Below are 13826 nucleotides of genomic sequence, written 5' to 3'. Positions count from 1 at the left end.
ATTACAGGCCGGCAGCCGCTCGCAGCGCGTCTACGCGGTCGGTCTTTTCCCAGGTGAAGGTGGTGAAGGTGTCGTCGCCGACGGTCTTCTGCTCCGGGGTGCGACCGAAGTGGCCGTAGGCCGCGGTTTCCTGGTACATCGGGTGCAGCAGGTCGAGCATGGTGGTGATGGCGTATGGGCGCAGGTCGAAGATTTCGCGAACCAGCTTGATGATCTTGTCATCGCCGATCTTGCCGGTGCCGAAGGTGTTCAACGAGATCGAGGTCGGTTGCGCGACGCCGATGGCGTAGGACACCTGGATTTCGCAGCGATCGGCCAGGCCGGCGGCGACGATGTTCTTGGCCACGTAACGACCGGCGTAGGCGGCGGAACGGTCAACCTTGGATGGATCCTTGCCGGAGAACGCACCACCGCCGTGACGGGCCATGCCGCCGTAGCTGTCGACGATGATCTTGCGACCGGTCAGGCCGCAGTCGCCCACCGGGCCACCGATGATGAAGTTACCGGTCGGGTTGATGTGGAACTGGGTGTCCTTGGTCAGCAGTTCGGCAGGCAGCACGTGCTTGACGATCAGCTCCATCACGCCTTCGCGCAGGTCTTTGTAGGAGACGTCCGGGTTGTGCTGGGTCGACAGCACGATGGCGTCGATACCGACCACCTTGCCACCTTCGTAACGGCACGTCACTTGCGACTTGGCGTCCGGGCGCAGCCAAGGCAGCAGGCCTGATTTACGGGCTTCGGCCTGGCGCTTGACCAATTGGTGGGAGAAGGCGATCGGCGCGGGCATCAGCTCCGAAGTTTCGTTGCTGGCGTAGCCGAACATCAGGCCCTGGTCGCCGGCACCCTGGTCTTCTGGCTTGCTGCGGTCAACGCCCTGGGCGATGTCCACGGACTGCTTGCCGATGATGTTCATCACGCCGCAGGTGGCGCCGTCGAAGCCGACGTCGGAGCTGTTGTAGCCGATGTCGAGGATCACGTTACGGACGATGTCTTCGAGGTCGACCCAGGCCGAAGTGGTCACTTCGCCGGCGATGATCGCCACACCGGTTTTCACCAGGGTTTCGCATGCGACACGGGCGAATTTGTCTTCAGCAATGATGGCGTCCAGCACCGCATCGGAGATCTGGTCGGCGATTTTGTCCGGATGCCCTTCGGACACGGACTCGGAGGTGAAAACGGAATATTCGCTCATATCGATGGTTTTCCTGAGTTACCGATGGTGAGGGTGCCAGCCGGTCGCTGAAAATGGCGAACCTGAATCTGGAAACCATTACGTAAGCCTACATAGAGGCTGTCCTCGGGCACGAGCCCCGCAGCGATGGCCCAACGGGCCAGATCGTCCTGTTCGAACCCCAACCAGAGATCACCGCAGGCCTCCCTGGCCCAGCTCTGGTTGTGGCTACACAATTCTGTCACTAACAAACTACCGCCAGGTTGCAGCAGGCCGGCCATCTGCTTGAGGGCCTCGGCCGGCGCGGCGAAGTGGTGCAACACCATGTTCAGCACCACGCAATCGGCCTGCAACCGGATGTCTTGCAGGGCATCGGCCAGATGCAGGCTGACATTAGCCAGGGCTTCACGTTCACACAGTTGGCGGGCCAGTTCGAGCATCGCCGGGCTGTTGTCCAGCGCCGTGACCTGCTGGAAGCGCCGCGCCAGTTCCGGCAGGAAAGCGCCGTCGCCGGGGCCGACTTCCAGGGCCGTGGCCTGGGGGCCGAAGCTTAGCTTGTCGAGCAGCGCCAGCACGCTTTCGCGGTACTGCGGCAAGCCGGCGATCAAGTCTTGCTGGGCGCGGAATTTCTCCGCCACCCGGGCGAAAAAGTCCTGGCTGGCGGCGGCGCGCTGGCCGTGGACCAGGCCGATGCGGGCTTGTACGTCGTCGGGCAAGTCGAGCGCGTCGACTTCCTCCAGCAGCGCCGCATGCAGCTTGCCACCCAGACGTTCGGTGTGGGGCAGGGCGCGGCGGTAGAAAATCGCATTGCCTTCACGACGGGTCGCCACCAGGTCGGCCTGGGCCAGTACCTTCAGGTGATGACTCATGCCGGATTGGCCGATGCCGAAGATCTGCGCCAGCTCCAGCACGCCGAACGAATCGTTGGCCAGGGCCCGCAGGACGTTCAGGCGCAACGGATCGCCGCCGGCCTTGCACAGGGCGGACAGGTCGTCGCTGGCGTCATGACGAATCGCGGACACAGGTAAATTCATAAGGCCAGCAGTCTAGTGACCCCTCGGTCGCCTAGCAAGATCAATATCAAAAAGTTTTGATATTGGGTGATGGATGGCACTTTCAGGCCTGTGTTGGTCTATACAGACCGACAGCGGAAAGGTTTCATCCGAGGAATGCGCAACTATCCGCAGGAAAAACGCCCCGCAGTGACTATCTGTCATTGCCCCTTGGCGGTCCCTGAGGGAAAATGCTCTCCTTTTTTCCGTTTCGTTTTATTCACTTTCAATTTCAGCATTCCCAGGAGATCAGCGATGCCCAGCCGTCGTGAGCGTGCCAACGCCATTCGTGCCCTCAGCATGGATGCCGTGCAAAAAGCCAACAGCGGCCATCCCGGTGCCCCCATGGGTATGGCGGATATTGCCGAAGTACTGTGGCGTGATTACCTGAAGCACAACCCGAGCAACCCGTCGTTCGCCGACCGTGACCGCTTCGTGCTGTCCAACGGCCATGGCTCGATGCTGATCTACTCGTTGCTGCACCTGACCGGCTACGACCTGTCGATCGACGACCTGAAGAACTTCCGCCAACTGCACAGCCGCACCCCGGGTCACCCGGAATACGGCTACACCCCGGGAGTGGAAACCACCACCGGTCCGCTCGGCCAAGGCCTGGCCAACGCCGTGGGCTTCGCCCTGGCGGAAAAAGTCCTGGCGGCGCAGTTCAACCGTCCCGGCCACAACATCGTCGACCACCACACCTATGTGTTCCTCGGTGATGGCTGCATGATGGAAGGCATTTCCCACGAAGTCGCTTCCCTGGCCGGTACCCTGGACCTGGGCAAGCTGATCGCCTTCTATGACGACAACGGCATCTCCATCGACGGCGAAGTCGAAGGCTGGTTCACCGACGACACCCCGAAGCGTTTCGAAGCCTACAACTGGCAGGTGATCCGCAACGTCGACGGCCACGATCCGGAAGAGATCAAGACCGCCATCGAGACCGCGCGCAAAAGCGACCGTCCGACCCTGATCTGCTGCAAGACCACCATCGGCTTCGGTTCGCCGAACAAGCAAGGCAAGGAAGACTGCCACGGCGCCCCACTGGGTGACGCGGAAATCGCCCTGACCCGCGCGGCGCTGAAGTGGAACCACGGCCCGTTCGAAATCCCGGCCGACATCTATGCCGAGTGGGACGCCAAGGAAGCCGGCCGCGCTGTCGAAGCCGAGTGGGACCAGCGTTTCGCGGCCTACTCCGCGGCTTTCCCGGTCGAAGCCAATGAACTGGTCCGTCGCCTGAGCGGCGAGTTGCCGGCTGACTTCTCCGAAAAAGCCTCGGCCTATATCGCCGAAGTCGCGGCCAAGGGCGAAACCATCGCCAGCCGTAAAGCCAGCCAGAACACCCTGAACGCTTTCGGCCCGTTGCTGCCTGAGTTGCTGGGCGGTTCGGCCGACCTGGCCGGTTCCAACCTGACCCTGTGGAAAGGTTGCAAGGGCGTCAGCGCTGAAGATGCCAGCGGCAACTACATGTACTACGGCGTGCGTGAATTCGGCATGACCGCGATCATGAACGGCGTGACCCTGCACGGCGGCCTGCTGCCTTACGGCGCGACCTTCCTGATGTTCATGGAATACGCCCGCAACGCCGTGCGCATGTCGGCGCTGATGAAGAAGCGCGTGATCCATGTCTACACCCACGACTCCATCGGTCTGGGCGAAGACGGTCCGACCCACCAGCCGATCGAGCAACTGGCGAGCCTGCGTTGCACGCCGAACCTCGACACCTGGCGTCCGGCCGACGCGGTGGAATCCGCCGTGGCCTGGAAAAACGCCCTGGAGCGCAAGGACGGCCCTTCGGCGCTGATCTTCTCCCGGCAGAACCTGCAGCACCAGACTCGCGATGCCGTGCAGATCGACAACATCAGCCGTGGTGGTTATGTGTTGAAGGATTGTGCGGGCGAGCCTGAGCTGATCCTGATCGCGACCGGTTCGGAAGTGGGCCTGGCGGTGCAGGCGTTCGACAAGCTGACCGAGCAGGGCCGCAAGGTTCGTGTGGTGTCGATGCCGTGCACCAGCATTTTCGATGCCCAGGATGCCAGCTACAAGCAGGAGGTGCTGCCGCTGCAGATCGGTGCGCGTATCGCCATCGAAGCCGCCCATGCCGACTACTGGTACAAGTACGTGGGCCTGGAAGGTCGTGTGATCGGCATGACCACCTACGGTGAGTCGGCACCTGCGCCAGCCTTGTTCGAAGAGTTCGGCTTCACCCTGGAAAATATCCTGGGTCAGGCTGAAGAACTGCTGGAAGACTAAGTTCGAGAGTGGGGTTGTCTGCTCCGGCCTCTTCGCGGGCAAGCCCTGCTCCTACAGTTCGCCGTCGAACACAACATCTGTGTACGACACAACACTATAGGAGCAGGGCTTGCCCGCGAAAGCGTCCTCACAGACACCGCCTCACCCTCTGACTCACAGGCAAGCCCGTTCCCACAAAACCCCTGCTTCGGCACGGGCTGCTTGATATTCAAGCCTCGGCGAGATCCCCATGCCCCAACCGCGTCCTTACAGAGTTGCACTCAACGGCTATGGCCGTATCGGTCGTTGTGTCCTGCGTGCGCTGTTCGAGCGAGGGGATCGGGCCGGTTTTGAAATCGTTGCCCTCAACGATCTGGCCGACATGGCCAGTCTCGAATACCTGACACGTTTCGACTCCACCCACGGCCGCTTTCCTGGCGAAGTGCGGGTCGAGGACGATTGTCTGCATATCAATGGTCACTGCGTGAAAGTTTTCCGCTGTGCCACCCCCGAACACATCGACTGGGCCGCGCTCGACGTCGACCTGGTGCTGGAATGCTCCGGCGCCTACCACACCCGCGAGGACGGCGAGCGCTTCCTCGCCGCCGGCGCCCCCCGGGTGTTGTTCTCCCAGCCGATGGCCAGCGAGACCGATGTCGACGCCACCATCGTCTACGGCGTCAACCAGGACTGCCTGACCGGCGGCGAGCGTCTGGTCTCCAACGCCTCCTGCACCACCAACTGCGGCGTGCCGCTGCTGCGCCTGCTGGACCAGGCCATCGGCCTGGAATACGTGTCCATCACCACCATTCACTCGGCGATGAACGACCAGCCGGTGATCGACGCCTACCACGCCGAAGACCTGCGCCGGACGCGCTCGGCGTTCCAGTCGGTGATCCCGGTGTCCACCGGTCTGGCGCGAGGCATCGAACGCCTGCTGCCGGAACTTGCCGGGCGAATCCAGGCCAAAGCCGTACGGGTGCCGACGGTGAACGTGTCCTGCCTCGACATCACGATGCAGACCGTCAGCGACACCGATGCCGTGGAGGTCAACCGGATCCTGCGCGAGGCCGCCACCAGCGGCCCGCTCAAGGGGCTTCTGGCCTATACCGAGCTGCCCCACGCCAGCTGTGATTTCAACCATGACCCTCATTCGGCGATTGTCGATGCGAGTCAGACCCGCGTTTCCGGCCCGAGGCTGGTCAACGTGCTGGCCTGGTTCGACAACGAATGGGGTTTTGCCAACCGAATGATCGACGTTGCAGAACATTACCTGCACGTTGTCCACAAACAACCGTAAACCAGAGATTGCGACCATGACCGTGTTGAAGATGACCGACCTCGATCTGCAAGGTAAGCGCGTACTGATCCGCGAAGACCTCAACGTCCCCGTCAAGGACGGTGTTGTCACCAGCGATGCGCGTATCCTGGCTTCGCTGCCGACCATCAAGCTGGCCCTGGAAAAAGGCGCGGCGGTCATGATCTGCTCGCACCTGGGCCGTCCGACCGAAGGCGAGTTCTCGGCCGAGAACAGCCTCAAGCCGGTCGCCGACTACCTGAGCAAGGCCCTGGGCCGTGATGTGCCGCTGCTGGCCGATTACCTGAACGGTGTCGAGATCAAGGCCGGCGATATCGTGCTGTTCGAAAACGTGCGCTTCAACAAGGGCGAGAAAAAGAACAGCGACGAGTTGGCCAAGCAATACGCCGCCCTGTGCGACGTGTTTGTGATGGACGCCTTTGGCACCGCGCACCGCGCCGAGGGTTCGACCCACGGCGTGGCCAAGTTCGCCAAGGTGGCCGCTGCTGGTCCGCTGCTGGCCGCCGAACTGGATGCACTGGGCAAGGCCCTGGGCGCCCCGGCCCAGCCGATGGCTGCCATCGTCGCCGGTTCCAAGGTCTCGACCAAACTCGACGTGCTCAACAGCCTGAGCCAGATCTGTAACCAGCTGATTGTCGGTGGCGGCATCGCCAACACTTTCCTGGCCGCAGCCGGTCATCCAGTGGGCAAGTCCCTCTACGAGCCGGACCTGCTCGACACCGCCCGCGCCATCGCCGCCAAGGTCAGCGTGCCGCTGCCGGTGGACGTGGTCGTGGCCAAGGAGTTCGCCGAGAGCGCCGTGGCGACCGTGAAACTGATCGCCGACGTGGCTGCTGACGACATGATCCTGGATATCGGCCCGCAAACCGCCGCGCACTTCGCCGAACTGCTGAAGTCGTCGAAGACCATCCTCTGGAACGGTCCGGTCGGTGTGTTCGAATTCGACCAGTTCGGCAACGGCACCAAGGTCCTGGCCCAGGCCATCGCCGACAGCTCGGCGTTTTCCATTGCCGGTGGTGGCGACACCCTGGCGGCCATCGACAAATACGGTGTTGCCAAGGATATCTCCTACATCTCCACTGGTGGTGGTGCGTTCCTCGAGTTCGTCGAGGGCAAGGTACTGCCGGCCGTGGAAGTGCTGGAAGCGCGCGCCAAGGCCTGAGTCCCGAATACGGCGCATCGTCCGGGACCCGGGAACGGGGTTGTCCCTGACGGGTCAGATTCACTACGTGCAGTGCTGGCGGCCAGGGGTCGCCAGTCGAGGAACCGGCATGAAAGGCTTTATCGCCCTTGTTTCACTGGCAGCACTGAGTGGTTGCGCGGCTTTCAATGCCACCTTCAACCAGGCGTCGGCTCCGGCGGACAACTGGACGCACTGGACCTGTGACAGCCACGCCGAAGTGCTCTGGCGTTATGTCGACACAACGCAGCAGGCGGTGGATGTGCGCTTGGCCAGCGGTGACCAGGTGTACCGTCTCAAACCCGAAATCGGTGCCGTCGACAGCGGTGTGCTGTACAGCGATAACGTTTTGGCGTTTCACAAAAAAGGTGAGGAAGGCCTGGTTTACTGGGTTGCCACTAACGATTTGATCGGCCGGGCCTGCAAGGCGCAATAACGGCCGAGCGCGGTCCCCTGTAGGAGCGAGCTTGCTCGCGATGGACGTTAACGATAACTCGGGGTACCTGATACCCCGCGGTGCCTGAACCACCATCGCGAGCAAGCTCGCTCCTACAAGGGGCCGGCGTTTGACACTGAATCCGCAGGCCGGGCTGACCCCTGATCTGCAATGACTTGAATAGCAGCCGCCGCTCCGGCAGGCTTGCACGATTAACGACCCTCGACCGGGAGAGACACACACAATGGCACTTATCAGCATGCGCCAGATGTTGGACCACGCAGCCGAATACGGCTACGGCGTTCCAGCCTTCAACGTCAACAACCTTGAGCAGATGCGCGCCATCATGGAAGCCGCTGACAAGACTGACTCCCCGGTGATCGTCCAGGCTTCGGCCGGTGCCCGCAAATACGCCGGTGCCCCGTTCCTGCGTCACCTGATCCTGGCCGCCATCGAAGAATTCCCGCATATCCCGGTGTGCATGCACCAGGACCACGGCACCAGCCCGGACGTCTGCCAGCGCTCCATCCAACTGGGCTTCAGCTCGGTGATGATGGACGGTTCCCTGGGCGAAGACGGCAAGACCCCGACCGACTACGACTACAACGTCCGCGTGACCCAACAGACCGTGGCCATGGCCCACGCCTGTGGTGTTTCGGTTGAGGGCGAGCTGGGTTGCCTGGGTTCGCTGGAAACCGGCATGGCCGGTGAAGAAGACGGTATCGGCGCCGAAGGCGTGCTCGATCACAGCCAGATGCTGACCGACCCGGAAGAAGCCGCGGACTTCGTCAAGAAGACCCAGGTCGACGCCCTGGCCATCGCCATCGGCACCAGCCACGGCGCCTACAAGTTCACCAAGCCGCCTACCGGTGACGTGCTGGCGATCGACCGCATCAAGGAAATCCACAAGCGCATCCCCAACACCCACCTGGTGATGCACGGTTCCTCTTCGGTGCCGCAAGAGTGGCTGGCGATCATCAACCAGTACGGTGGCGACATCAAGGAAACCTACGGCGTACCGGTTGAAGAAATCGTCGAGGGTATCAAGCACGGCGTGCGCAAGGTCAATATCGACACCGACCTGCGCCTGGCGTCCACCGGTGCGATGCGTCGCCTGATGGCCACCAACCCGAGCGAGTTCGACCCGCGCAAATTCTTCGGTGCCACCGTGACCGCCATGCGTGACGTGTGTATCGCCCGTTACGAAGCCTTCGGCACCGCCGGCAACGCTTCGAAGATCAAGCCGATCTCCCTGGAAGCGATGTTCCAGCGTTACCTGAAAGGTGAGTTGAACGCCAAGGTCAACTAAGGCCACTGGGTGTTATAAAAAACCGTCGAAAGACGGTTTTTTATTGTTCGTTTTTTGACCACGTTGATCGTTGTTTCTGACGTAAGGTGCTTGGAAGTGTCCGCTATAACGGACATAATCGATTTTTTAGCGAAAAAAGTCCACTATAGGTTACAAAATGCTAATCCTCAATCCAGTTGCTCTCGGCGAAAGAGTGCGTCTCTTGCGGCGTGCGAAAGGTTACAGCCAAGCCCAGCTTGCGGAGAGGGCCCACTGCAACCGTAAAACCATCATTGATCTTGAGGCCGGCGAGAATGTGGAGGTCTATACCTTGTTCCGGGTGATTGCAGCCCTGGGTATGGCACTTGATCTGGTCGATGAGCGCATTGATCTCAAGTCTCTTGCGGAGCTGGTTGAGTACGATGAGTAGGGTCAAACGGCTGGAAGTGATTGTGCCTCAAGGGCTTTCCGGGGAGTTGTCGAAGGGCTCGCAGTTCTCGTTTGCCTATGCGTCCGCCGAAGCTGCCACGGAGGTCTCGCTGGTCATGCCGTATGACCCGACACCTGCAGTGGCCAACGTCCTGCACCCCATCTTCGACATGAACGTGCCGGAAGGTTACCTGGCTGATCAGATCAAGCGTCGCATGGCCAAGCATATGCAAATGGATGAGATGCGTTTGCTCTCGGTGATCGGCGGCAACCAGATCGGACGTCTCACCTACCGTAATCCTGTTGAAGTCTCAGCTCCTGTGTCGGCACAGGTCGGCCTGCATGAAATACTGACCGCTGACACCTCCCAGGATGTTTTCGAGTTCCTTGTGGATACTTATTTCGAATCCGGTGTTTCCGGGGTGCAGCCCAAGGTGCTGGTGCCCGATCTGGACAAGCTCAAGGGTGATCGTAAGACGCTGCTCAGTTCTGATCTGATAGTGAAGTCGGGGGCCGATGAATACGCACACCTGGCCCAGAACGAGTTTCTCTGCATGGAGGCTGCACGCCTCGCAGGTCTGGAGGTTCCGCCGTTCTGGCTTTCAGACAATGGCGAGTTATTTGTCATGGAGCGCTTTGACCTGACGCCCGAAGGGCACCTGGGTTTTGAAGATATGGCCGTGCTGTTAGGGCTCAATAAAGACCCTCATGACAACTATAAATACTCCCAAAGCTACGAAACCCTGGCGGCGGTGGTGGGGCAGGTGTGTCGTAAGGGAGATCCGGTACGTGCACTTGAGGCATTGTTCTCATCGGTCTGCCTCTCGGTGATGGTGCGTAATGGCGACGCGCACTTGAAGAACTTTGGTGTGATCTATGTCACCCCGGCTCGGCCTGAAACGGTGCGATTGGCGCCGGTGTTCGATGTGACGACCACCACTGTTTATGAGCACTACAACCCCAAGTCCGGTCAGGCGTTGGTGGATCGTACTTTGGCGATCAAAATGAACAAGTCCAAGGCCTACCCGGACCGTCAGCAACTGATTGATTTCGGACGTAAACACTGCGCTGTCGATAAGCCCGAATTGATCATAGAGCGAATCAGCGAGGCGATGAGTACAGCGCTGACGACCCATCGATCGCGCATTGACACTGAGTTGTTCCAGGGTATGGCGGCGCAATGGGATATCGGGCGGATGACGGCGCAACATAACTCGGTGCCGCCACGCCTCAAACGTAAACCCGTGCGTTGACTGCGGCTGGTGAATTTATTTCAGACTGCTGTGATCCTTCTCCTGTCCGACCTCCGGAGGGTGGAAAGACTGACCGTGCCAGATGTCTCCCACGCGCACTTCTTCATCCTGATTGACGGCGATCCAGCGCCAGCCCCGAAGGTGGGTGGGGTGATAGTCTGGTTTGCCTTCCGATTCCATTATTTCACTCACGTAAAAACCGTGAACACTGGACTCCATGACCAAGGCCCATTTCATATCCACCTCTACAGGTCGCTAATAGTAGGTGTGGAAAGTGTTACCTGTGGTCTGCAAGTCGGTCTACTGTCAATGCTGACAGTTTTATAGACGGTTTCCGAATAGTGAATAGCGCCTTAAAGCATAAAGAGGGGTTCTAAGAGGTGAGGATGTCAGTTTGCTATTTGGCAATGGGGAGCGACTTTATGGAAGCTTACAGAATATGAGGAAGTCGAAAATAATATAAAAAACTGTCAGTTCTGACAGTAGTCAGAGGAGTTCGAGTCCGGCACTTTCAGGGTTCATTTACTGTAAGGGAGTGTACGGTCATGAGCTCAAAAGGCAAGAAGGTAAAAAAAGCAGAGGTGGGTTTTAAAGGTCCGGCTAAGGCTACGCTCGCGCCGGAGGTGAAACCCGGTTTCAAGGGCGCGGCTGAGGCCACGCTACCACCCAAAGGTCAGGCCAAGCCTTAGTCGTCATACTGGGCAAGGCTGCGAGCGATAAGCTCAAGCCTGATATAAAAGGGCGGCGGAATGATTGATTATCCGCCGCCTTCCTCGTGGCTCTCCGCGTTTACGCCGGCCCTATGGCCGCGCCTTCCAGCAGCGCATCCACCACCGCCCGGGCCATTTCCACGGAGCGGACCATGGAACCTATCAGGCCGCGCTCGATGCCGCTGGCCTCGGTGATTTCATCGGAGATTTCTTCTGCCCCAATCAGCAACAGCGAAACATGCCGCAACGCTTCTTCGGCAGTGATACCGGGACGCACGGCAAACAGTGGGTGATTTTCTCCGTCGAGACAGCCGAAAGTCTTCAAGCCGGTGGAGGGCAGGCTGTCCAGCAGGGGACGCTTGCTGTCGCGCATCACTTGCAGCAAGGCTTCGTTGGTTTCCTTGAGGATCGCGGTGATGCGTTGGCGGGTGTAGTTGATGGATGGATCGGGAACTAGCTTTTTCATGGTCGTTATCCATTGAGATACCAACGTTGAAATCACTTCCGGACTTCCACATCCGACCACTGATAAGCAGTGGTGAACTAAGACTAGACGCGAGGAATGCAAGGTCGCAAGCCGCTCAGGGGTGATTACGATTTTCTAGGAAATGGCCTGCAAATGACAGCGCAAAATTCTGACAGATCATCTCTGTTGGTCACTTAAGGGCACTCAATCTGAAAGTCATAAGGTAACGGTACCTTTAGCGCTCTCAAGGGTCAACATGACCGAATCGTTGAGCGGGGTGATGCACCAACACATCCACAACCGGCGTATCTTTCCCGGCGATGCGCCGATTGCCCGATAATCGGTATTCCTGCACCATGAATACAGCTTCACTATTAATCTATTTTTAACAGTCTAAATTTCTGATTGCCCCCTCCTTCAAAATCCAATATTGCGTCAATGGGTTAACAGTATATCTAGCATAGACGTTGTCGTTATCCCGATCTAGGAATAGGTCGTAGTCGTCGCGCCATCCGTTCTGAATTTTGTGCACATTTCTCCAGTCGAGGAATGTAAAAGTCCATATAGATTCGGGTGCGTTATTATCATGGTACAGCTTGGCGCGATAGCGACGGCCACTCTCTTCTATTGTAGATATATTAACAAGCTTGCTGTTATCTAGGTATGTGTAAATTTTATAGCGGCCGTCCGGGACTCTTATAACGGCCCCGGGGGCACCTTGGACGGCTTGTTCAGGGGCGTCACCCCCGGGAGGGGTAGTTTTATCTGGCATGATAACTCTCCTTATGCGTGGAGTTGTGTGGGCGTGGCACTCACTGAGTGAGCACTGCTTGCGAAGGGGGGCCACGTAGACTCAAATGCCAGGGAAAGCACGCTCCTGATGGGTCGTTACTGAATATTTTGATCACGCTCTGCAAACCGGTCTACTGTCAGAATTGACAGGTTTATAGACGGTTTCCGAATAGGGAAGAGCGCCTCAATGCATAAAAGCTCTCTTTAAGAAGCGGCGGTAATATCAACCCTTCACATGATCAATATCCAACTTGTAGAAAGTCACCATGCCGCCCTCGTTGGTATAGCCGGTATTGTCCTGCACATAGACCCCTGCCTTGAAGTACAGCGGTTTTTCGCGCCAGGTGCTACTGATCTGGGTGTACCAGGACGCATCGGCGGCCTGCACGCTCAGATAACCGCCGCGACTCAGGTGAATCACATAAGTGAAGGCTTTATCCAACGGCACATTGTCGGCAATCTCGATCACCCGGCTTTTCTTGTCGTCGGGGTGGTTGCGGATCTTGACCACGATGATCCCGGTCTTGCGGCTGTCCTTGTACTGGTACTCGACCTTGAGCATCGGCTGGGTGCTGTTGTACGCATGGATCTGGCCGATGACGATCTTGCCCGACGAGGGCACCTGGTTCACCGCCAGGGTTGCGCGCAGGTAGTTGTTGGACTCGCTGTACAACCAGTTGCGCAGCCGGCCATCGGGCCAGGTCTCGCGTAATTCGCTGCGCGGGTAGATGGCGTTTTCGGTCTTGGAACCGGTGACCGGCGACCAGAAGAACAAGGTGCCGCTGTCGGAGTGAAAGTACTGATCCTTGAAGCCCTGCACCAGCTTGGGCGTATCGATCGTCGCCGGCGGGGTACCGACGGGAACGCTGAGGTTCCAGGTGGTCAGGTCGATCATGTCTGTTCCTTCCTTGTAAGCCGTTTACGCGCGGGCCGCGATTCAGCCTGGGAAAATTCAGACAAACCGCTTGGGTCCGCGCTTTCGGCGTCCTTTATAACGGCTCAAGGATAGTTTGTTAACGCCGAACCGGCGAACGGTTGACGCCAATCCGTCGACGAAACCCGCCAGCGCGGCCCGCTATAGAAGGATCGTGTTGGGCTTTTATTAAGAAGCGATATAAACACCTGTTATTTATGACAGTTGTTTTTCACAGGGCGACTTCCCACGATGAACGTTCCATCGCTAACAAAAAAAGGGTCTCACTATGGACGAAGAGGAAGCACAGAACGAGCCTGAATATCTGAAGTACTTCAAGCGCAAACAAAAAATCAATCTGCGCGGCAGGCTGCACGGCGGGCCGGTGGAGTCCGAGCGCGGCGAGCTATGCAATGTCGACTGGACGCACCGAACACTGACCTATCACGGAGAGTTCGGTTTATACAACACGGTGCGTTTTGATGAGATTTACGAAATTGAACCAATTGCCCAATACAGGACCTCATAACACTGACCGGCCGTGTTGACGGTCGTCACCGTGGTACGACGCGGGCTTGCAGGCCCC

General features: G+C 58.8%; 14 protein-coding genes. 9 read left to right on the top strand and 5 right to left on the bottom strand.

Features of this window, described 5'->3' with window-relative positions:
* Window position 1: 1 nt before the first annotated feature.
* Both metK and M5C71_RS20580 read right to left on the bottom strand, forming a co-directional pair.
* Window positions 2-1192 carry a methionine adenosyltransferase gene (gene metK / locus M5C71_RS20585; RefSeq protein ID WP_103499427.1) on the bottom strand — a complete coding sequence of 397 codons (1191 nt, stop codon included), beginning with the start codon at window positions 1190-1192 and terminating at the stop codon, window positions 2-4.
* Window positions 1189-2205 (bottom strand): metalloregulator ArsR/SmtB family transcription factor, encoded by a 1017-nt coding sequence (locus M5C71_RS20580; RefSeq protein WP_103499428.1) that lies wholly within the window; start codon window positions 2203-2205, stop codon window positions 1189-1191. Before M5C71_RS20580 ends, metK begins: the two co-directional genes overlap by 4 nt.
* Before the next feature lie 273 nt (window positions 2206-2478).
* On the opposite strand from M5C71_RS20580, the gene tkt reads away from it, so the two are divergent.
* The 7 genes from tkt (at window position 2479) to M5C71_RS20545 (ending at window position 10359) form a co-directional block, all read left to right on the top strand.
* On the top strand, window positions 2479-4476 hold the full coding sequence (gene tkt / locus M5C71_RS20575; RefSeq protein WP_247263398.1) for a transketolase: 1998 nt from the start codon (window positions 2479-2481) through the stop codon (window positions 4474-4476).
* Window positions 4477-4705: 229 nt separating this feature from the next.
* The gene (gene epd / locus M5C71_RS20570) at window positions 4706-5755 is read left to right on the top strand and encodes an erythrose-4-phosphate dehydrogenase (protein WP_103499134.1); all 1050 of its coding nucleotides are present in this window, start codon (window positions 4706-4708) and stop codon (window positions 5753-5755) included.
* 16 nt (window positions 5756-5771) lie between these two features.
* A complete protein-coding gene (locus tag M5C71_RS20565; RefSeq protein ID WP_103499133.1) occupies window positions 5772-6935 on the top strand; it encodes a phosphoglycerate kinase in 1164 nt (387 codons plus the stop codon).
* 109 nt (window positions 6936-7044) lie between these two features.
* On the top strand, window positions 7045-7389 hold the full coding sequence (locus M5C71_RS20560) for an MliC family protein (protein ID WP_103499132.1): 345 nt from the start codon (window positions 7045-7047) through the stop codon (window positions 7387-7389).
* A 244-nt stretch (window positions 7390-7633) separates the two neighbouring features.
* Window positions 7634-8698: a class II fructose-bisphosphate aldolase gene (gene fba, locus M5C71_RS20555; protein WP_100942561.1), complete on the top strand. Its 1065-nt coding sequence runs from the start codon at window positions 7634-7636 to the stop codon at window positions 8696-8698.
* A gap of 157 nt (window positions 8699-8855) precedes the next feature.
* Window positions 8856-9107 carry a helix-turn-helix transcriptional regulator gene (locus M5C71_RS20550; protein WP_248746652.1) on the top strand — a complete coding sequence of 84 codons (252 nt, stop codon included), beginning with the start codon at window positions 8856-8858 and terminating at the stop codon, window positions 9105-9107.
* The gene (locus tag M5C71_RS20545) at window positions 9100-10359 is read left to right on the top strand and encodes a type II toxin-antitoxin system HipA family toxin (RefSeq protein ID WP_248746651.1); all 1260 of its coding nucleotides are present in this window, start codon (window positions 9100-9102) and stop codon (window positions 10357-10359) included. The genes M5C71_RS20550 and M5C71_RS20545 overlap by 8 nt, the downstream gene beginning before the upstream one ends.
* A gap of 15 nt (window positions 10360-10374) precedes the next feature.
* On the opposite strand, the gene M5C71_RS20540 is transcribed toward M5C71_RS20545, so the two are convergent.
* Window positions 10375-10596 carry a hypothetical protein gene (locus tag M5C71_RS20540; RefSeq protein ID WP_248746650.1) on the bottom strand — a complete coding sequence of 74 codons (222 nt, stop codon included), beginning with the start codon at window positions 10594-10596 and terminating at the stop codon, window positions 10375-10377.
* Between the two features lie 308 nt (window positions 10597-10904).
* On the opposite strand from M5C71_RS20540, the gene M5C71_RS20535 reads away from it, so the two are divergent.
* Window positions 10905-11048, top strand: coding sequence for a hypothetical protein (locus M5C71_RS20535; protein WP_177145724.1), 144 nt, complete (start codon window positions 10905-10907; stop codon window positions 11046-11048).
* Between the two features lie 100 nt (window positions 11049-11148).
* Here the strand turns inward: M5C71_RS20535 and M5C71_RS20530 are convergent, their stop codons facing one another.
* Both M5C71_RS20530 and M5C71_RS20525 read right to left on the bottom strand, forming a co-directional pair.
* Window positions 11149-11535: a DUF3077 domain-containing protein gene (locus M5C71_RS20530; RefSeq protein ID WP_248768618.1), complete on the bottom strand. Its 387-nt coding sequence runs from the start codon at window positions 11533-11535 to the stop codon at window positions 11149-11151.
* Between the two features lie 1015 nt (window positions 11536-12550).
* Complete coding sequence (locus M5C71_RS20525; RefSeq protein ID WP_103499126.1) at window positions 12551-13222, bottom strand: polysaccharide lyase family 7 protein; 672 nt, start codon at window positions 13220-13222, stop codon at window positions 12551-12553.
* Window positions 13223-13529: 307 nt separating this feature from the next.
* Here M5C71_RS20525 and M5C71_RS20520 point away from each other — a divergent pair, with 307 nt between their 5' ends.
* Window positions 13530-13769 carry a hypothetical protein gene (locus M5C71_RS20520; RefSeq protein ID WP_248768617.1) on the top strand — a complete coding sequence of 80 codons (240 nt, stop codon included), beginning with the start codon at window positions 13530-13532 and terminating at the stop codon, window positions 13767-13769.
* Window positions 13770-13826 lie beyond the last annotated feature (57 nt).

The organism is Pseudomonas sp. MWU12-2345 (assembly GCF_023242385.1).
GTDB lineage: Bacteria > Pseudomonadota > Gammaproteobacteria > Pseudomonadales > Pseudomonadaceae > Aquipseudomonas > Aquipseudomonas gingeri_D.
This window is presented reverse-complemented; position numbering and strand designations above follow the sequence as displayed.

Bases quoted from the DNA above. Each gene is read 5' to 3' on its own strand.
- metK (WP_103499427.1), bottom strand. From the start codon at position 1,192: ATGAGCGAATATTCCGTTTTCACCTCCGAGTCCGTGTCCGAAGGGCAT.
- M5C71_RS20580 (WP_103499428.1), bottom strand. From the start codon at position 2,205: ATGAATTTACCTGTGTCCGCGATTCGTCATGACGCCAGCGACGACCTG.
- tkt (WP_247263398.1), top strand. From the start codon at position 2,479: ATGCCCAGCCGTCGTGAGCGTGCCAACGCCATTCGTGCCCTCAGCATG.
- epd (WP_103499134.1), top strand. From the start codon at position 4,706: ATGCCCCAACCGCGTCCTTACAGAGTTGCACTCAACGGCTATGGCCGT.
- M5C71_RS20565 (WP_103499133.1), top strand. From the start codon at position 5,772: ATGACCGTGTTGAAGATGACCGACCTCGATCTGCAAGGTAAGCGCGTA.
- M5C71_RS20560 (WP_103499132.1), top strand. From the start codon at position 7,045: ATGAAAGGCTTTATCGCCCTTGTTTCACTGGCAGCACTGAGTGGTTGC.
- fba (WP_100942561.1), top strand. From the start codon at position 7,634: ATGGCACTTATCAGCATGCGCCAGATGTTGGACCACGCAGCCGAATAC.
- M5C71_RS20550 (WP_248746652.1), top strand. From the start codon at position 8,856: ATGCTAATCCTCAATCCAGTTGCTCTCGGCGAAAGAGTGCGTCTCTTG.
- M5C71_RS20545 (WP_248746651.1), top strand. From the start codon at position 9,100: ATGAGTAGGGTCAAACGGCTGGAAGTGATTGTGCCTCAAGGGCTTTCC.
- M5C71_RS20540 (WP_248746650.1), bottom strand. From the start codon at position 10,596: ATGAAATGGGCCTTGGTCATGGAGTCCAGTGTTCACGGTTTTTACGTG.
- M5C71_RS20535 (WP_177145724.1), top strand. From the start codon at position 10,905: ATGAGCTCAAAAGGCAAGAAGGTAAAAAAAGCAGAGGTGGGTTTTAAA.
- M5C71_RS20530 (WP_248768618.1), bottom strand. From the start codon at position 11,535: ATGAAAAAGCTAGTTCCCGATCCATCCATCAACTACACCCGCCAACGC.
- M5C71_RS20525 (WP_103499126.1), bottom strand. From the start codon at position 13,222: ATGATCGACCTGACCACCTGGAACCTCAGCGTTCCCGTCGGTACCCCG.
- M5C71_RS20520 (WP_248768617.1), top strand. From the start codon at position 13,530: ATGGACGAAGAGGAAGCACAGAACGAGCCTGAATATCTGAAGTACTTC.